Below are 17,582 nucleotides of genomic sequence, written 5' to 3'. Positions count from 1 at the left end.
GTGGCTAGGGCGCCAATCCCGCGCTGACGTAAATCCGGCTGTGCGCGCCGAAATGGCCGAGCAGTTTGAACAGCTGTTGATTGAGTGCCGGATGGTCGAAATCTTCGCGTTGCAGCTGATTACCGCTGCTGAAATCGCTGGTCGCTGGCGCCGTTTCCAGCCACTGGCCGATCGCTTCGTCGAAGGCGGCGGAATCATCGACCGACTCGGCGCTGACCACTTCGCGCAGGTAGTCGACCGAGTACGGCGGATAGCTTTTGTCTTGAGCGACATTGGTATAGGCGTCGAGCATCGGATGCGGATTGCCTGCGCGCAGCAAACGCCGCAGCCAGGTCGATTGATACTTTTCGACTTCCATGTGCCGGGTCGCAACGCGTTCGATGGAGGCCTGTTTGTCGGCGGCGAAACCGGCCAGCGCCTTGCCTTCCAGCAGCAGAAGACTGGCGAGGTCGACGCCCGGCAATGGCTTGGCGTGATACGGCTGTGTCAGATCCTGAACGTGGTGCAGGCCCCAGCCGAGAAAGCGATAACCCCAATACGGATGGCCGCTGGCAAATGCCAGTCGCGCCAGGCCCATGTATTGATACGCGCGCCAGTCCGGCCAACTGCGTTCGAGGAATCCGGCAGCGGCATAGACCACCGGGCTTTCGTGGAAGAAGCCCATGTGGAACGGCGCTTGCGAGCTGTACTGGAAACGCTCGTCACCAAAGGGTTGCGGGCCGAAACCGTAGCGCGCGCCAGCGTCGCCGGGGTTGTCAGTGAAGAGGTTGATGTCGTGGCCGTAATCCGGCTCGTCGGCGGCGCTGGCCAGCACGGCCAGTGGCGCGACTTTTTCATGGTTGGCGACGACGATAAAGCGCTGGCGATTCCACGGTGACAGGGTTTGTTCGACCATGACTTGATTGGCCTGCAAATGCTCGCGCTCGGGCAGGTCTTTGCCGGGTAATGGCTGGATGACCATCGCCAGATGAATCTGCGGGTTGATGCGCAGCGCGGTGAAAAAGTCGTGGCGCAGATTGTCACCCGGCGTGGCCGGTAATTTCAGCGCATCGGGGCGTGGCGGGTATTGAGCGAAGTGATCGCGGGCGAAGTTTTCCTGCTCTTCCAGCAATGCGCTGATCGCTTGGTATTGCAGCGTGAGGAAGGTTTCCAGCGGCTCGACTTCGACGGTCGGCGCATCGCGCAACGCCGGCAGATCCTGCAACGCCAGGTAGCTGCCCACCGTATGGTTCGACCAGCCCCAAGCACTTGGGGCCGTTGCACAAAGCAGCAACAGGAGGAATGTCAGCTTCATTGCCGGGTTCTTATTGGAGGTGCCGTGGGGAATGAGCCTAACAACCGCCCCCGCCGCTGACACTGTCCGATCTCACCAGAAAAAGTCTCCGATGGCGCCAATTCAAATCTCAACACGATCCCTGTAGGAGCTGCCGAAGGCTGCGATCTTTTGATGTTGATCCTGAAAAAAAAGATCAAAAGATCGCAGCCTTCGGCAGCTCCTACAGGGGGATTGTGGTGTGCTTTTTAGGCGGGGTAGCCGGTGATTTTGCGGATGCTCTGGTACAGCGGTTTGAGCTGGCGGTACGCCATTTCAGGTGACGATACGATCCCTGTAGGAGCTGCCGAAGGCTGCGATCTTTTGATGTTGATCTTAAAAAACAAGATCAAAAGATCGCAGCCTTCGGCAGCTCCTACAGGGGGAATTGTGCTGTGCTTTTCAGGCGGGGTAGCCGGTGATTTTGCGGATGCTCTGGTACAGCGGTTTGAGTTGGCGGTACATGCGCAGGTAAACCTCTTTGTACAGTTGCTCGTAAATTTTCTGCGCATCGGGTTGTGGGGTGAAGACCTCGCCGACGCGGGTCATCGCGGCGATTGCAGTTGGGAAATCTGCGTGCAACCCGAGCCCCACTGCACAGCAGATCGCCGCCCCCAAGCCAGATGCTTCGTACACATGCGGTCGCTCCGCCGGCAGGCCGAAAATATTCGCCGTCAGCTGCATCGCCGCATCACTCTGCGAACCGCCACCGGCCACGCGCAGGCGCTTTATCGACACCTTCGAACGCCGCTCGATGTTCTCCATGCCTTGGCGCAACGCATACGCCAGCCCCTCAAGAATCGCCCGGTAAATATGCGCGCGGGTGTGCACATCGCCGAAGCCGATCATCGCGCCCTTCGCTTCCACGCCCGGCTCACGAATCCCCGGCGACCAGTACGGTTGCAGCATCAAACCCATCGAGCCCGGTGGCACCGCATCGACCAGCGCATCGAACAACTGCTCCGGCTCGATGCCCTGCTCTTTGGCCTGCTGCATCTCGCGCAAGCCGAACTCGTTTTTGAACCAACTGACCATCCAGTAACCGCGATAAATCATCACTTCGCAGTTGAACTGATCCGGCACCGCCGACGGGTACGGCGGAATCAACGGGACGATTTCCAGATAGCGCGAACGGGTGCTGGTGATCGTCGCCGTGGTGCCGTAGGACAGGCACACCGTGCCCGCATCGACCACGCCGGCACCGACCACTTCACAAGCCTTGTCGGCGCCCGCCGCAATCAGCGGCAAGCCTTCGGGAATGCCGGTGTGGCGAGCGGCTTCAGCGGTGATGTAGCCGAGGGTTTCACCGGGTTTGTGCAGGGTCGGCAATTGCTCCGGACGTACCGCCAGCGCCTGCCATTTCCAGTCACTCGGCGCGGCCCATTTCAGCCGTTTGAAATCGAACGGCAGGTAGCCAACGCAGCAACCCACCGAGTCGACAAAACGTCCGCACAGTCGATGCGTGAGAAACCCCGACAGCAGCAAAAACTTGTCGGTCGCCGCCCACACCTCTGGCTGATGCTGCGCAATCCAGTTGGCCTCAGCCTGGGCACGAAAATAATCCACCGTACCCTGCGCGCCGACCAGTTTGAACAGCCAGCCCCAGGGCCCTTTGATCCCGCCCTTGACCTCGCTCTGCCGCTGATCGAGCCACAAAATCGCCGGGCGCAGCGGTTTGCCCTCCGCATCAACATTGATCACCGTGCCGCGCTGAGTGGTCAGGGAAACGCCAGCAATCTGCGAACGATCAATGCCGGTTTGCGCCCAGACTTGCTGACACGCCTCGCCGAGTTTCGCCCAGTAATACTCCGGATCCTGCTCGGCCCAACCCGGTTGCGTCGAGTAATACGCCTGCAGTTCGACCTTGCCTTTGCCGAGCAGATTGCCCTGCAGATCGAAGAGCAGCGCGCGCACGCTCTGGGTGCCGTTGTCGATCGCCAGCAGGTAACGCTTGTTCGGGTGGTTATCCATGGAGCTCTCTTCAAGGGGCATCAAGGCGTGGCATCCGGCAGACCGTGATGGCGTTGCCACAACGCCCGATAACGCTGAATTTCCTGCTGCCAGTATGCGTCGCTCCAGCCGAGTCGTGGCTGGCAGATTTGGCGGATGGCGGTGAAATGGTCTTCGCCACCGTGAGGCAGCAAAAGGCCGAGACGCGTGCGGCGCAACAGTAGATCGTCGAGGTGCAGAACCATTTCCGCTTCGCAAGCGAAGGCCAGTTCCGCCCACAAGGTGTCCGTGGCGCCGACCGTTTCGTGGCCGATATCGTTGATCAGTTGCGCCAGCCTCGGCAGGTTTCGGCCATGCCTTCCGGCCAGTCGTCGCCATTGCTGGTTGCTCAATTCTGCAATCGCCAGCGCAGGTACGGCGGCAAACACCGGCGCGGCGTCATCGACGAAGGGACGTTCGAGCATGTCCGCGCAGGCCTTGAGCACTTCGATGGCTTGCGGGCGAAACGTGGTCAGTTTGCCGCCGGCCAGGGTCACGCAACCGGGCTCCTGCCACAGCACATGTTCACGGGTTTCGTTCGACGGTTGGTCTTGATGATTGCCCGCCGCATTGCCAACTACTGGACGTACGCCCGACCAGGTCGACAGCACGTCATCGGCCGTCACTTCAGCACCGGGAAATTGTTGTGTGCAGGCCGCCAGCAGATAGTCGAGTTCTTCGCCGCTGATGCTCGCGCTGTGATCCAGATCTTCGCGGTGATCGAGATCCGTGGTGCCCACCACCGTCGCGCCTTCCCACGGAAAAACGAACACCGGACGGCGGTCGCGTTCATGCAAAAACGTAAACGCCTGCGCCACCGGCAAACGCCAACCCGGCAGCAATAAATGACTGCCACGCAACGGCCGCAATTGCCCTGGTGCCTCAGTCGGCCGCAAGCGCTCAGCCCATGCACCGGTGGCCACAGCAAGCACGCCACAGCGCAATTGCAGGGTCGCGCCGGCCTCGCAGTCTTCGATCTGCACGCCGCACACTCGGCCGTTTTCTCGCAGCAAATGCTCGACACGAACGCCGTTAACTACGACCGCGCCATCCGCTCGCGCCTCGCTCAACACGCGCATCACCAGCCGTGCATCGTCGGTCAGCGCATCGACAAAACTGGTGCCGCCGAGCAAGTCACTTTCCTTCACGCCCGGCGCCAGATATCGGAGCTGTTGTGCATCATGAAAACGATGGCTGCGCCGCCCCGCCAAGGCGTCGTAAACGCTCAGCAAACCACCCAACACCCGAGGCCCGGGAAAGCCGCCGCGATAGTGCGGCATCATGAAACTCATCGGCTCGACCAGCCCCGGCGCTTCGTCGAGCAAGCGCTGACGCTCGCGCACCGAATCGCGGGTCAGGCGCCACTGGCCCTTGGCGATGTAACGCAAACCGCCATGGACCATTTTCGACGATCGACTGGACGTGCCCCAGGCAAAATCGCGCTGTTCCAGCAACAGGCAGCGCCAGCCACGACGCGCCGCTTCACGCAGGATTCCGGCGCCGCTGATGCCGCCGCCGATGACGATCAGATCCCAAGTTTCCTCGGCCAGCGTCGGCAACATCTGCTGGCGCCACGCCGCGTTCCAGTCCTGACTCATGGCCATCACTCCGGCAACAGCGTGCCGGGGTTGAGGCGCCCGGCCGGATCGAAGTGTTTGCTCAGCGCCTGCAAGGTATCCATCGCCAGTGCGCCCTTCTCGCGCAACAGGTACGGCGCGTGATCTTTGCCGACGCCGTGCTGGTGACTGATGGTGCCGTGGTTGTCGACAATGGTCTGGCTGGCCGCGTGTTTGAGCGCTTTCCAGCGCGCGAGCGTCGCCGGATAGTCAGCCGCCGGGCGAAACACATAAGTGGTGTAGATGCTCGAACCTTCGCCATAGACGTGCGACAAGTGGGTGAAGACATGCACGCGTTCGCCCTCGGCGGCCAAGGCCTCGCGCAGACTGTTTTCGATGAGGTTGAGCAGGTTGTCGACGTTGCTCCAGTCGGTGGCGGTTTCGAGGGTGTCGACCACGTAACCGGCGTTCCACAGATTTTCGCGCAGGTAAGGGAATCGGAAGCGGTTCTGCGCCCATTTCTTGCCGAGCAAGGTGCCGGTGAACACGCCGCCGAACGCCTTCAGATGTTGCCGCGCCTGTGTCAGCGACAATGCGTTTTGCCGACGATTGCCGGTGACGCCGAAGGTCAGCAGGCATTTGCCCTCTGCTGCCCCCCTTAGCTTCAGATACTTTTCCAGCCAGGCGATTTGTTGCGGATGACCGGCCAGTGCCAGTTGCGTTTCGGTTTCCACGGCGTTGGATAAACGCAGCATCGACAGCGGCACGCGTGCCTGGGCCAATTGGCGGATGGCTTGCAGGGCCTTGGTCCAAGAGGGCAGAAATACACCGTAGAAACGCTCATCCGCCGGCAACGCGCTGACCCGCACCTTGACCTCGGAAATGATCCCGAAACGGCCCTCGCAACCGAGCACCACTTCGCGCAAATCTGGCCCGGCAGCCGAAGCAGGAAAGGTTGGAATGTGCATCGGCCCGGCAAAGGTTTCCAGCGTTCCGCCCGCAAATAATTGCTCGATCCGGCCATAGCGCAACGACTGCTGACCGCTGGAACGACTGGCAACCCAACCACCCAATGTCGACAATTCCCACGACTGCGGAAAATGCCCCAACGTGTAGCCCCGCGCACGCAACTGACTTTCCACCTGCGGCCCACTCGCACCGGGGCCGAACGTCGCCAGCAGGCTTTGCTCGTCGAGATCGATCAGCCGATTCATCCGCGCCAGTGACACCGTCACCACTGGCCGCGCCGAATCCGGCGGATTGATGTGCCCGGCCACCGAGGTGCCGCCGCCATACGGGATCAGGCACAAGTCCTGTTCGTGGGCGAGCGCCAGCAATTGGCGAATATGTTCAGCGGTCTCGGGAAACGCCACCGCATCGGGATAATTGCCCAGCGCACCTTCGCGCAACGCCAGCCAGTCCGGCAGGCTCTGGCCCCGCGCATGCAACAAACGATCATGAGCATCGATACTGTACAAAGTGTGCGCCGACAACCGCGAGGCCGGCACACGCGCCAATGCCGCTTCAAGCGTGGCATCGGGCAGCGCGCGTCCCTCGCCCAGTCGCTCATGAAGAAACTCCGCGCCCTGGGCCGGCAGTTCGACCACCGTGCTTGCATCTCCCCAGCCGTTCCAGCGTCGCATGCGTGTGTCCTTTTTTGCCGTCAGATCAGTGATATTTCAGGCCCCCATACTAGCCAGCGGCCGCAAAGTGTCACGGTCGCATCCGGCCAGTTCGTGTAGCCAATTGAGTCAAACGTCGCGCAAGCGTCAGCCATTTACTTTAGTAGTGGTTTCAAATTACCTTTCAGGCATTCATCCGCCCACGCGGCCGTCGATCAAAGGAAGGGATCATGCAATCGCTCGGCTTCACCTCAGTTCCGCCCCTGCTCAAATACCTGCGCCACGCCGAACAACTGGGCATGGCCGTCGAACCGGCGTTGGCGGCGGCGGGTTTGCAGGCGCAGCAGTTGAGCGACAACACCCTGCGTTTGCCCGGTGAGGCGCATGAGCGGCTGCTGGATTATTTCTGCGAACACTCGGGGGATCCGTTGTTCGGGCTCAACGCGGCGAATTTCGTCCTGCCCAATTCGTGGAGCGTGCTCGGTTACATCACCATGAACTGCGCGACGTTGGGCGATGCGATGAGCCGGATCATGCCGTTCGAAAAACTGGTCGGCGACATGGGCGTGAGTCGTGCCGAGGTGCTGGATGGCCACGTGCATTTGATCTGGACGTGCCGTTATCAGCGCCCACGGATTCGTCGGCATCTGGTGGAAAATGTGCTCGGTTCCTGGCTGCAATATGCACGCTGGATCGCCGACACGCAGATGTCGCCGGCCGCTGTGTGGCTCGAACACTCGTGCCCGGCCGAGGCGACGCCTGCGCAGTACGAGGCGTTTTTCGATTGCCCGGTGGTGTTTGATCAGGCGTATTCGGCGCTGATCGTGCCGCTGGCGTATTTGCAGTTGCCGCTGCGACAGGCCGATGCGCAGTTACTGCGCACGCTGGAGGAACATGCGCTGGGGTTGATGGCGACGCTAGAGGATGCGTCGCTGGAGCAGCAGGTGAAGAATATTCTGCGGCAGTTGCTCAAGGAAGGATTGCCGCGCAAGGAACAGGTGGCTGAGCATCTTGCTGTTTCTGTTCGCACGTTACAGCGCCAGTTGCATCAGGCGGGGACGTCGTATCAGCAGATTCTCGATGATTTGCGCCAGGAACTGGCTGAGCATTATTTGCTCAACAGTACGTTGCCGATTCAGGACATCGCGCAGTATCTGGGGTTTACCGAACCGAGGTCGTTTCACCGCACGTTCAAGAGCCGACGCGGGATGCCGCCGGGGGAGTTTCGGCAGATGCATCGGGGGTGATCGCTCCGGCCTCTTCGCGAGCAAGCCCGCTCCCACATTGCGTCGGCGGTGAACATCAACTTTGTGAACAACGGAGATCAACTGTGGGAGCGAGCTTGCTCGCGAAGACGTCAGTTGCAGCACCCGATGCCTACAGGTAAATCTTAGATACTTGAGCGCAATAAACATCCAGCATCACAGATGTTTAAGGACACTCAGCGTTACGCGAAACAGCCCACAAATCCTTGCGCCATAACCTACGCCTAAGCCAGAATCCGCCGGCTTGTGCGCCCTGAGCATGCTGCGTAACTTGATTGCGTCACTGATTTCCAGTGATCGGGTTTAGTAGCCCGGTGGTAACTCGGCTGGTCGTACATTCATCACAGGTGCTTGCATACCTGAGCTTGATGGTGGCTGTACGCAGGGCGCTTCGGCGCGCCGGCTTAGCTGAGTTCCCCGGTCTACTAACCTGCGTACAGCTGCCACCCTTTCGTTTAGTAGCCAAAGGGTTGCCGCTCAACAAAGGGAACACAGCTATGTTCAAGATAACGCCAAACCCGCCGGCCACCGACCCGGCATCCCCCTACGAATCCCCCGACTCCAGAAAATTCCACGAAGCCGCCGAGCGCGCGCTCGACCACTACCTCGGTCCGACGAACGCCGACCTCATGGCCACGCCCTACTCGCCCAACACACTGTACATGGCCAACCCCGCAGCAAACACCGAATCCCTGCTGACCGACGCCAGCGAAACCCTTGGCTCGGCCAGCGTCATGCTCAACAACCATGCCGCGCAGGTTGAAGGCACCCATCGCAAGACTTTGCAGGGCATTGCGCAAGTGGTGATGGTGGCGGAAATGGCGGTCAATCGCGTGCTGGACCAGTTAGTGCCGACCGAGTAACGCAAGAGCCCGCGGCCCAACAGGAAGGGTTGGATGGCGGGCTTCTTTTTGCGGTGTGCCATGTTCCCCTCACCCCAGCCCTCTCCCGAGGGAGAGGGGGCCGACCGAGGTGTCTGGCGCTATACATCGACCTGAATGACCGAGTCGATTATGGATTCGACCGAGCAGGTTCAGGTCGGCGTATCTCTCAAGCAACCCCGGATCTGTCCCCTCTCCCTCTGGGAGAGGGCTAGGGTGAGGGGCTTTTCAGCTCAGAGACAAATCGCATTGGTAAACACCAACCGATTACCAAACGGATCCGCAATCGTCATGTCCTGACTCCCCCACGGCATCGCCTGAATCTGCGGGTGCGAGAACTTGTAGTCCTTGGCGATCAATTGCTGCTGAAACGCCTCCAGCTCATCCGTCTCGATACGCAGCGCCGAACCCGGGCTCGCGTCGCCATGGTGCTCGGACAAATGCAGCACACACTCGCCACGCGACACCTGCAGATACAGCGGGAAATTCGCTTCAAAGCGATGCTGCCAGTCGATCTTGAATCCGAGAAAGTCGACGTAAAACTCTACCGCTTTGGCTTCATCGAAGATCCGCAGGATCGGGGTGGTTTTGCCGAAGCTCATGGGGTGCTCCCTGACTGGTTGGCCCCACAGTGTAGACGGGGTGGATGTCAGGAATTCGGCTTGTTGATGGCTTTCTTTAATCTCAGATTGCCACTATGAGACGTAGATCAAAAGATCGCAGCCTTCGGCAGCTTCTACAGGGGGGATTTCGACTGATGAAATCCTTTGCGTAAATCACCTTCGCGCGCCAGAAACCGCCCTTCCCTGCGCCCATTTGCCTGCCCGTCGCGGTAACTCAACACGCCATTGATCCAAACCCCGTCAATACCCTGCGCCGCTCTTTGCGGATCGTTGAAATCCGCGACATCACGCACTGTCGCCGGATCGAACACCACCAGATCCGCCCAATACCCTTCACGAATCTCGCCGCGCGCCTTCAAACCAAACCGCGCCGCCGACAAACCGGTCATCTTGTGTACGGCGGTGTGCAGCGGAAACAGGCCGACGTCGCGACTGAAATGGCCCAACACCCGTGGGAACGCGCCCCACAGGCGTGGATGCGGGAACGGATCTTCCGGCAGTCCGTCGGAACCGACCATCGACAACGGATGCGCGAGGATTCTTCGTACATCCGCCTCGTCCATGCCGTAGTAAACAGCCCCCGCCGGTTGCAAGCGTTTCGCGGCATCAAGCAGCGGCAGATTCCATTCCGCAGCGATGTCGATCAAGTCGCGACCGCTGACTTCCGGGTGCGGCGTCGACCAGGTGATGGTGATGCGATGCGCATCGGTGACTTGCTTCAAATCCAGCGTCGAAGAACTCGCCGCATACGGATAGCAATCGCAGCCAACCGGGTGGGTTTTCGCGGCCTCTTCCAATGAAGCGAGGAGCTCAGGGCTGCGCCCCCAGTTACCCACCCCTGCACACTTGAGGTGGGAAATAATCACCGGCGATTTGGCGTGACGACCGATCTGAAACGCCTCATCCATCGCCTCAAGAACCGGGGCGAACTCGCTACGCAAATGCGTGGTGTACACCGCGCCGAATGCCGTCAGTTCTTCGGTCAGTTGCATCACTTCATCGGTGGACGCGTTGTAAGCACTGGCGTAGGCCAGACCTGTGGATAAACCCAACGCACCGTCCTCAAGGCTTTCACGCAATTGCTCGCGCATCGCCGTGATTTCTTCCGGAGTCGCGGTGCGCAACAGGTCATCCAGATGATTGCTGCGCAGCGCCGTGTGGCCGATCAGTGCGGCGACGTTCAGCGTGGTGTTCGCCGCTTCAACCGCCGCGCGGTAATCGCTAAAACGTGGATAAACAAACGCCGCCGCCGTGCCGAGCAGGTTCATCGGATCCGGCGGATTGCCTTTCAAACTCACGGGCGAGGCGCTGATCCCGCAGTTGCCGACAATCACCGTGGTCACACCTTGGCTGAGTTTTGGCAGCATCTCTGGCTGACGAATCACCACCGTGTCGTCATGGGTGTGCACGTCGATAAAACCCGGCGCCAGCACGCGGCCAGCGGCGTCGATTTCTTCGGTCGCCGTGGCCTCGGACAAATCGCCGATGCGCTCGATACGGCCATCGCGGATGGCCACGTCGGCCTGGTAGCCGGGCGTGTTGCTGCCGTCGATGATCAGGGCATTGCGAATCAGGGTGTCGTACAACATGTCAGTCTCCCAGCGGTAGGTGATCGTCGCCGCCACGGTATTCGTCGAGGGCCAGTTTGATCCGCCGCAGACGTTCTTGATTGTCTTCAGGATTGGCCAGCGCTAGCTCGGTGGCGAGCACGTCGATGGCGAGCAGCATGCCGTAGCGCGCCGCCGTCGGTTTGAAAATGAACGAGGTTTCCGCACTCTGCAGCGGCAGCACGACGTCGGCCAATTCGGCCAGCGGCGAGTCGGCGCGGGTGATGGCGAGAATGCGTGCGCCGTAGTTGCGTGCCAGTTCGACGGTCTCGAGCAGCTCCGGGGTGATGCCGGTCAGCGAGCAGACGATGACCACTTGTTCGGCGTTGAGGCTGGCGGCGGTGACGCGCATCATCACCGCGTCATGACACACCGCAACCGGGTAGCCGAGGCGCACCAGCCGCACCTGCAATTCATCGCTGCACAGCGTCGAGCAACCGCCCATGCCGAAGGCGTGAATCATCCGCGCCTGGCCGAGCAATCTCACTGCATCGGCGAAGCGTGATTCATCGAAACCGGCCAGATGCTGACGCAAGGTGGTTTCGATATCGCCGACGATTTGTCCGTAAAACGCTGACTGATCGGGCGTACCGGCAGGGTCGAGAAAACGGCTGCCAACACCGCTGGCCTGGGCCAGTTGCAGGCGCAGATCACGCAGGTCACGACAGCCAACCGTGCGCGCAAACCGCGACAGCGTGGCGGTGCTGACTTCGGCGCGTTGCGCGAGGTCTTCGAGGCTGGCACTCGCGGCGAAACCGACGTCGTCGAGCATCAGCCGGGCGATGCGGCCTTCGCCGGCGCTGAAGGAATCCTGACGGGCGCGGATCTGATAAAGGATGTCCATGACGGCTGGCTCCGGTTACAGCAGATAAGAAAGACCGAGGGTCATTGCAAAAGCGACCACCGAAATCAGGGTCTCCAATACAGTCCAGGTCTTGAAAGTCTGGGCGACCGTCATGTTGAAGTATTCCTTGATCAACCAGAAGCCGCCGTCGTTGACGTGGGAAAAGATAACCGACCCGGCGCCGGTCGCCAGCACCAACAGCTCCGGGTGTGGATATCCCAGACCAATGGCCACCGGCGCGACCACTCCAGACGCAGTGGTCATGGCCACGGTCGCCGAGCCAGTGGCGATGCGCATCAGCGCTGCAAACAGCCAGCCCATGATCAGCGGCGACAGGTGAAATTCGTGAGCGAGGCCGACGATCTGATCGGTCACACCAGCGTCGACCAGAATGCGGTTCAAGCCGCCGCCCGCGCCGACCAGCAAAGTGATACTGGCCGTTGGCGCGAGGCATTCGTTGGTGAACTTGAGGATCGATTCACGGCTGAAACCCTGGGCGATACCCAGCGTCCAGAAACTCAGCAACGTCGCCAGCAACAGCGCGATCACCGAGTTGCCGATGAACAGCAGGAACTGGTTGAAACCGCTGCCCGGCGTGGAAATCAGGTTGGCCCAACCGCCGATCAACATCAACACCACCGGCAACAGAATGGTCGCCATGGTGATGCCGAAACCCGGCAGCTTGTCGCGCGGTTCGCGGTCGAGGAATTGTTTTTCCAGCGGGTTATCCGCCGGCAAGTGAATGCGCGGCACGATGAATTTGGCGTACAGCGGGCCGGCAATGATTGCCGTCGGAATGCCGATGGCAATCGCGTAGAGCAAGGTCTGCCCGACCGACGCCTGATAGGCCTGCACCGCCAGCATCGCCGCTGGGTGCGGCGGCACCAGCGCGTGCACCACCGACAGACCAGCGACCATCGGCAAACCGACCATCAAAATCGACACACCCACGCGGCGCGCCACGGTGAATGCAATCGGCACCAGCAAGACAAAACCGACCTCGAAGAACAGCGGCAAACCGACCAGAAACGCGATGCAGACCATCGCCCAGTGCGCGTTCTTTTCACCGAATTTATCGATCAGCGTGCGCGCCAACTGCTCGGCGCCGCCGGACTCGGCCATCATCTTGCCGAGCATCGTCCCCAGCGCGACCACCAGCGCAATATGCCCCAGCGTCTTGCCCACCCCGGCCTCATATGCCCCGACAACCCCGGAGGCCGGCATCCCGGCCACCAGCGCCAGACCGATGGAAATCAAGGTGATGACAATGAACGGATTGAGCCGGTAACGGGCGATCAGAACGATCAGAGCAATGATGGCAACGGCTGCATAAACCAGCAGCCAATAGCCGAAGTCAGGCGTCATGCGGTACTCCTCGAAAGGGTCACGTTCGAATGGGTTGTGAAACTCATAAATCATTTCGAGATCGAGATTTCAAACCACATGAAAGTAATTTTCGTGGAGAGGTACGGTGTGTCGCTAACAGATATGTCTTGTCGTGATTAATGAAAATCCACCCCGCGAATTTTCATGCCCACACAAGACCTGTAGGAGCTGAGCTTGCTCGCGAAGACGATGTCACATCCAACATTTCTGTCGACGGACACAGCGCTTTCGCGAGCAAGCTTTGCTCCTACAGTTTGAGTGCATTCCTTCAGTTAGAACGCGGTTAACTTGTAGGAGCCAGCCTGCTGGCGATGGCGGTTGCACATTCAATATCTGTGTTGCCAGGGATACCGCATTCGCGAGCAAGCCCGCTCCCACAGTTTTGAGTGCATTCCTTCAGTGAGAATGCGGTCAAACTGTGGGAGCGGGCTTGCTCGCGAATGGCTTCACTCGGTGTTGCGTGAACTCACACCATTTCGTTACGAATCCATTCAACCACCGACGTACGTTTCGGCGTCCAGCCCAGTATTTCGCGCGCATGTTTGCTGCGCACACGGCTGTTTGAGCCGAGGCCATAGTTGGCCATTTCATAGCCCCATTCCGCTTCAGCGTCTTTCAATGGCCAGTCTTGCGGTTGGCCCAGGTTCAGCGCTGCGGCCATGGCGGTGGTCATGTCGATAAACGACGCTTCGCCGCTTTCAACAAAGTAGAACGTGCCCGGAACGTTTTTGGTCAGCGCCAACAGGTACAGGGCGACGACGTCTTCGATGTGCACGTTGGACCAGATGTTCTGGCCTGTGCCGACGTGGCGAACGACACCGCTTTTGCGCGCTTGTTTGAGCAATCGCGGCAACTGCACGCTGTCGCGATTGACGCCCAGGCTATGCCCGTAGATCAGCGTGTTGCAGATGACGGCGGAGTTCACGCCGTCCTTCGCCGCCGCGAGGATCAGGTTGTCGATGGCCACGCGTGCGGCTTTATCGACGGTCGGCTCCGGCAGATTGTCTTCGTAGTAGATGACGTCGCTGGACTTGCCGCCCGACGCATCGCCAACGATGCTCGAACCGCTGGTGTGCAGGAACACTTTGTTGGTACCGCGCAAGGCATCGAGCAACGCTTCCACCGCGCCGCGATGGTCGCTGCTGGCGGCGTTGATCACGGCGTCGGCGGCGCGGGCCTGTTCGGCGAGCAGTGCTTGGTCGTCGAGTGTGCCGATAACCGGGGTGATGCCGAGTGCTTTCAGCTCATCAGCCTGTTCAGCGCTGCGCACCAGGCCGGTGACGTTGTGCCCGGCCTGAACCAGACCGGTAGCGATCGAGCCGCCGATAAAACCGGCAGCGCCGGTGACGAATACGTTCATGGAGAAACTCCCTGCGTGAGTAAGTGATGGGACGAGTATCGGCCCGTGAGCCCGGGGGAAAAACCCGCTCCCGCCCAATTCACTCTTGCGCAGAGGTCACGAATCAGCCTTTGAAATCGGCGCTGGCGTAGGCGGCGAGCTTGCTCTGGATAAAGTCGAGGAAGCACTGAATGCGCAGCGCCAGTTGCGAGTTACGGTAGTACACCGCGTTGATCGGCTGGCGATAACCGCTGTTGAATTCACCGAGCAGGACTTTCAAACGGCCGGCGCGGATGTCGTCGATGGTCATGAAGTGCGACAGGCAAGCGATGCCCTGCCCTTCCAGCGCCAGATGCCGCACAGTCTCGCCGCTGGAGGCGCTGATCGCCGGGGTGATCGGCCAGCGATCGCCGTGCACATAGCGCAGCGGCCATTGGTTGAGGCCTTCGTTCTGAGTGAAGCCGAGCAAAGTGTGTTCGCTCAGATCGGCGACTTGCTGCGGCGCGCCGTGCTTTTCCAGATACGCAGGGCTGGCGACGATCAGCAGCGGACTGCAACCGAGCGAACGCGCGTGCAGCGTCGAATCGGCGAGGGTGCCGATGCGGATGGCGATGTCGGTGCTTTGTTCCAGCAGGTCAATGATCAGGTCATTGCTGTTCAGTTCGAGCTGAATGTCTGGGTAGAGCCGGCGGAATTCGTCGATGTAGGGGACGACGGCGTGGAGCATGAACGGCGACGCCGCGTTGATGCGCAAACGCCCGGACGGAGTTTGCTGGCGTGAGGACAGGCGTTCTTCGAGTTGATCCATCTGATCGAGAATCAGCTTGGCGTGCTCGAAAAAGTACTTGCCCTCCTCGGTCAGATCCATGCGCCGCGTGGTGCGGTTGATCAGCGTGGTGTCGAGCTTGGCTTCCAGCTTCGACAGCGTGCGGCTGACGGCCGACGGTGTTTGCCCGACCTGCTCGGCAGCGGCGGAGATGGAACCGCACTCGATCACGCAGACGAAAATCTGCAACTCATCGGATCTGGCTTTCACGGGTGTCCTCTTTGAGATCGCCAAGATCGCAGCCTTCGGCAGCTCCTACATGTGAACTCTGTAGGAGCTGCCGCAGGCTGCGATCTTTTGCTATTACCACCGATAGTAGCTCGAAACACTCAAGCCTTAAGCCCAAACACCTCGGTCAGATGCTGCTCATAACGCGCCACATCGCCTTCGATGTTCGGACGCTTCATCACATCCACACACAGGAACGTCGGCAACGCGGTCATGCCCAGAAACTCGTTGGCCTTGTGGAACGGGAAGTACACCGCATCAACACCTTTGGCCTCAAAGAAATCGGTCGGGTCATCGAAGGCTTGCTGCGGTGCGTTCCAGGTCAGCGACAGCATGTATTGCTTGCCCTGAATCAGACCGCCGCTGCCGTACTTCTGCGAGGCGTCGGAGCGGGTGCGGCCATCGCTGGCGTAGAGGCTGCCGTGGCCTTCGGTGAAGACTTCGTCGAGGTACTTTTTCACCGTCCACGGCGCGCCCATCCACCAGCCCGGCATCTGATAAATGATCACGTCGGCCCAGAGGAATTTCGCCACTTCTTCAGCGACGTCGTAGCCCTCATCGATGAAGGTAGTTTTGACATCACAACCGCCGCGATCCAGCACGCTCAGCGCGGCTTCGTGCAGGGTGGCGTTGTAACGACCATCAGAGTGGGCGAATTTTTTACCGCCATTCAGCAACAATACTTTTTTCATGAGAAAGCCTCGGCGCAGCCATTCCGGCTGGGTGGAGAAGGGAAACTGGAATGGCGGCAGATTAACCATCTGCCTCGCGCGGAATAAGCCGTGATTGCGCAAAATACATTTGACCAAAAAGCACGAATCGAACACAGATTGTTGCAATAGCATGCTCGGCCATCTGTATTTGAGGAGTCGTTGTTATGAGTGAACGCCAGGGTTTTATCCTGCACGCCAAGACCCGCCCGGAAAAAGCCGAGGCCTTTGAAGCGCTGTTCCGCGCTTATGTTGAACCGAGCCGCGCCGAGCCCGGCTGCATCGAGTACCACATGCTGCGCGACAAGGAAGATCCGTCGCTGTTTATCTTCTACGAGATCTGGGAGAGCCAGGCACACCTGGATGTGCACTCGAGTCTGCCGCACATGAAGGCGTTTTTCGCCGAGCGCATGGACTATCTGGAACGCGATTTCGACATTCGCGCCATCGACATGCTCAGCGCAGCCTCGGCTAACCGCTGATCAATAAGTGGGCGCCGAGCGCGCCCAGACCGATGAAGAAAACCCGTTTGAATAGTACGGCGCTGATGCGTTGCCGCAGCCATTGGCCGAGCAACATGCCCAGCACGGCGGGGATCAGCGCCAGCAGCGAGGCGCTCAATTCACCGCCGCCGAGTGCGCCGCGCCAGAGCAAACCGCCGGCCAGCGCCAGAGTCGAGACGGTGAAGGACAGGCCGAGCGCCTGCACCAGTTCATCGCGGTTCAAACCCAGCGCCTGCAGGTAGGGCACCGCCGGAATCACGAACACGCCGGTGGCTGAAGTGATGACGCCGGTGATTAAACCGCAGGCCGGGCCGAGCCAGGGTTCGTGGCGGGGATTTACGCTCAGCGTCGGCAGGAACAATCCGCTCAGCGCATACAACAGCAACGCCGCGCCGAGCCCGCGCACCACCCAATGTCCGCCGGCCATGCCGATCCACAACGTGCCGATGCCGGTACCGAGGAAGATCATCAGCAGCATCGGCCAGAGGCGTTTGATCAGGCCTTTTAAATGCCCGCCGAATGCCAGTTGCCAGAGGTTGGTCAGGGTAGCCGGGATGATCAACAACGCGGCTGCCTGCGATGGCGCCATAGCCAGACCGAGCAGGCCCATGGCGACCGTGGGCAAGCCGAGGCCGATGATGCCTTTGATCAGGCCGGCGAGGATGAAGGTGGCGACGACCAGCAATGACAGGGTCAGGCCCAGGTGTTGGTAGAAGTCTGTGAGTGTGTTCATGGCGGTACTGTGCGCCAGTCGAGGTTGGCTGAAAATCTGCCATATACTGAGGGTGCCTCTGCTTTTGGGAGAGGCTGATGATTTCGTTGGGGCTGATGGCCTCTTCGCGAGCAAGCTCGGCTCCTACAGGTTTTGTGTCAAACACAGATGTTGTGCAC

15 protein-coding genes are annotated in these 17,582 nt (G+C 60.2%); 3 read left to right on the top strand and 12 right to left on the bottom strand.

What is annotated here, in order from left to right:
* Positions 1–4: 4 nt before the first annotated feature.
* The 4 genes from AD669_RS03490 to AD669_RS03475 form a co-directional block, all read right to left on the bottom strand.
* Positions 5–1,294 (bottom strand): phospholipase, encoded by a 1,290-nt coding sequence (locus AD669_RS03490; RefSeq protein ID WP_053116989.1) that lies wholly within the window; start codon positions 1,292–1,294, stop codon positions 5–7.
* Between the two features lie 420 nt (positions 1,295–1,714).
* The gene (locus tag AD669_RS03485; RefSeq protein WP_053116988.1) at positions 1,715–3,283 is read right to left on the bottom strand and encodes an FGGY-family carbohydrate kinase; all 1,569 of its coding nucleotides are present in this window, start codon (positions 3,281–3,283) and stop codon (positions 1,715–1,717) included.
* A 20-nt stretch (positions 3,284–3,303) separates the two neighbouring features.
* Positions 3,304–4,899: a glycerol-3-phosphate dehydrogenase/oxidase gene (locus AD669_RS03480; protein WP_053116987.1), complete on the bottom strand. Its 1,596-nt coding sequence runs from the start codon at positions 4,897–4,899 to the stop codon at positions 3,304–3,306.
* Between the two features lie 5 nt (positions 4,900–4,904).
* A complete protein-coding gene (locus AD669_RS03475) occupies positions 4,905–6,500 on the bottom strand; it encodes an FAD-binding oxidoreductase (protein WP_053116986.1) in 1,596 nt (531 codons plus the stop codon).
* A gap of 209 nt (positions 6,501–6,709) precedes the next feature.
* On the opposite strand from AD669_RS03475, the gene AD669_RS03470 reads away from it, so the two are divergent.
* Positions 6,710–7,726, top strand: coding sequence for an AraC family transcriptional regulator (locus AD669_RS03470; protein WP_053116985.1), 1,017 nt, complete (start codon positions 6,710–6,712; stop codon positions 7,724–7,726).
* 515 nt (positions 7,727–8,241) lie between these two features.
* Positions 8,242–8,607: a DUF6124 family protein gene (locus tag AD669_RS03465; protein WP_053116984.1), complete on the top strand. Its 366-nt coding sequence runs from the start codon at positions 8,242–8,244 to the stop codon at positions 8,605–8,607.
* A gap of 251 nt (positions 8,608–8,858) precedes the next feature.
* Here AD669_RS03465 and AD669_RS03460 read toward each other — a convergent pair whose 3' ends face one another.
* From AD669_RS03460 to AD669_RS03430, 7 genes are all read right to left on the bottom strand, one after another.
* Positions 8,859–9,227, bottom strand: a complete 369-nt coding sequence (locus AD669_RS03460; RefSeq protein ID WP_053116983.1) for a glyoxalase superfamily protein — start codon at positions 9,225–9,227, stop codon at positions 8,859–8,861.
* Between the two features lie 134 nt (positions 9,228–9,361).
* Positions 9,362–10,837: an amidohydrolase family protein gene (locus tag AD669_RS03455; protein ID WP_053116982.1), complete on the bottom strand. Its 1,476-nt coding sequence runs from the start codon at positions 10,835–10,837 to the stop codon at positions 9,362–9,364.
* A gap of 1 nt (position 10,838) precedes the next feature.
* Positions 10,839–11,699, bottom strand: coding sequence for a MurR/RpiR family transcriptional regulator (locus AD669_RS03450; protein ID WP_053116981.1), 861 nt, complete (start codon positions 11,697–11,699; stop codon positions 10,839–10,841).
* Positions 11,700–11,714: 15 nt separating this feature from the next.
* Positions 11,715–13,064 (bottom strand): GntP family permease, encoded by a 1,350-nt coding sequence (locus tag AD669_RS03445; RefSeq protein WP_053117940.1) that lies wholly within the window; start codon positions 13,062–13,064, stop codon positions 11,715–11,717.
* Positions 13,065–13,551: 487 nt separating this feature from the next.
* Positions 13,552–14,445 (bottom strand): NAD-dependent epimerase/dehydratase family protein, encoded by an 894-nt coding sequence (locus AD669_RS03440; protein WP_053116980.1) that lies wholly within the window; start codon positions 14,443–14,445, stop codon positions 13,552–13,554.
* Between the two features lie 103 nt (positions 14,446–14,548).
* On the bottom strand, positions 14,549–15,460 hold the full coding sequence (locus tag AD669_RS03435; protein ID WP_053116979.1) for a LysR family transcriptional regulator: 912 nt from the start codon (positions 15,458–15,460) through the stop codon (positions 14,549–14,551).
* A 119-nt stretch (positions 15,461–15,579) separates the two neighbouring features.
* Positions 15,580–16,170 carry an NAD(P)H-dependent oxidoreductase gene (locus tag AD669_RS03430; RefSeq protein ID WP_053117939.1) on the bottom strand — a complete coding sequence of 197 codons (591 nt, stop codon included), beginning with the start codon at positions 16,168–16,170 and terminating at the stop codon, positions 15,580–15,582.
* Between the two features lie 185 nt (positions 16,171–16,355).
* Between AD669_RS03430 and AD669_RS03425 the strand changes: the two genes are divergently transcribed.
* The gene (locus AD669_RS03425; protein ID WP_053116978.1) at positions 16,356–16,670 is read left to right on the top strand and encodes a putative quinol monooxygenase; all 315 of its coding nucleotides are present in this window, start codon (positions 16,356–16,358) and stop codon (positions 16,668–16,670) included.
* On the opposite strand, the gene AD669_RS03420 is transcribed toward AD669_RS03425, so the two are convergent.
* Positions 16,660–17,424 (bottom strand): sulfite exporter TauE/SafE family protein, encoded by a 765-nt coding sequence (locus AD669_RS03420; protein WP_053116977.1) that lies wholly within the window; start codon positions 17,422–17,424, stop codon positions 16,660–16,662. The genes AD669_RS03425 and AD669_RS03420 overlap by 11 nt on opposite strands.
* Positions 17,425–17,582: the final 158 nt, after the last annotated feature.

Origin of the sequence: Pseudomonas sp. P1.31, assembly GCF_001269815.1 — a bacterium.
In the GTDB taxonomy this organism is placed as follows: domain Bacteria; phylum Pseudomonadota; class Gammaproteobacteria; order Pseudomonadales; family Pseudomonadaceae; genus Aquipseudomonas; species Aquipseudomonas rustica.
The sequence above is the reverse complement of the archived record's forward strand: the minus strand, read 5'-3'. Positions and strand labels throughout refer to the sequence as shown.

Excerpts from the sequence above, each read along its gene's own strand:
- AD669_RS03490 (WP_053116989.1), bottom strand. The coding sequence starts at position 1,294 with ATGAAGCTGACATTCCTCCTGTTGCTGCTTTGTGCAACGGCCCCAAGT.
- AD669_RS03485 (WP_053116988.1), bottom strand. The coding sequence starts at position 3,283 with ATGGATAACCACCCGAACAAGCGTTACCTGCTGGCGATCGACAACGGC.
- AD669_RS03480 (WP_053116987.1), bottom strand. The coding sequence starts at position 4,899 with ATGAGTCAGGACTGGAACGCGGCGTGGCGCCAGCAGATGTTGCCGACG.
- AD669_RS03475 (WP_053116986.1), bottom strand. The coding sequence starts at position 6,500 with ATGCGACGCTGGAACGGCTGGGGAGATGCAAGCACGGTGGTCGAACTG.
- AD669_RS03470 (WP_053116985.1), top strand. The coding sequence starts at position 6,710 with ATGCAATCGCTCGGCTTCACCTCAGTTCCGCCCCTGCTCAAATACCTG.
- AD669_RS03465 (WP_053116984.1), top strand. The coding sequence starts at position 8,242 with ATGTTCAAGATAACGCCAAACCCGCCGGCCACCGACCCGGCATCCCCC.
- AD669_RS03460 (WP_053116983.1), bottom strand. The coding sequence starts at position 9,227 with ATGAGCTTCGGCAAAACCACCCCGATCCTGCGGATCTTCGATGAAGCC.
- AD669_RS03455 (WP_053116982.1), bottom strand. The coding sequence starts at position 10,837 with ATGTTGTACGACACCCTGATTCGCAATGCCCTGATCATCGACGGCAGC.
- AD669_RS03450 (WP_053116981.1), bottom strand. The coding sequence starts at position 11,699 with ATGGACATCCTTTATCAGATCCGCGCCCGTCAGGATTCCTTCAGCGCC.
- AD669_RS03445 (WP_053117940.1), bottom strand. The coding sequence starts at position 13,064 with ATGACGCCTGACTTCGGCTATTGGCTGCTGGTTTATGCAGCCGTTGCC.
- AD669_RS03440 (WP_053116980.1), bottom strand. The coding sequence starts at position 14,445 with ATGAACGTATTCGTCACCGGCGCTGCCGGTTTTATCGGCGGCTCGATC.
- AD669_RS03430 (WP_053117939.1), bottom strand. The coding sequence starts at position 16,170 with ATGAAAAAAGTATTGTTGCTGAATGGCGGTAAAAAATTCGCCCACTCT.
- AD669_RS03425 (WP_053116978.1), top strand. The coding sequence starts at position 16,356 with ATGAGTGAACGCCAGGGTTTTATCCTGCACGCCAAGACCCGCCCGGAA.
- AD669_RS03420 (WP_053116977.1), bottom strand. The coding sequence starts at position 17,424 with ATGAACACACTCACAGACTTCTACCAACACCTGGGCCTGACCCTGTCA.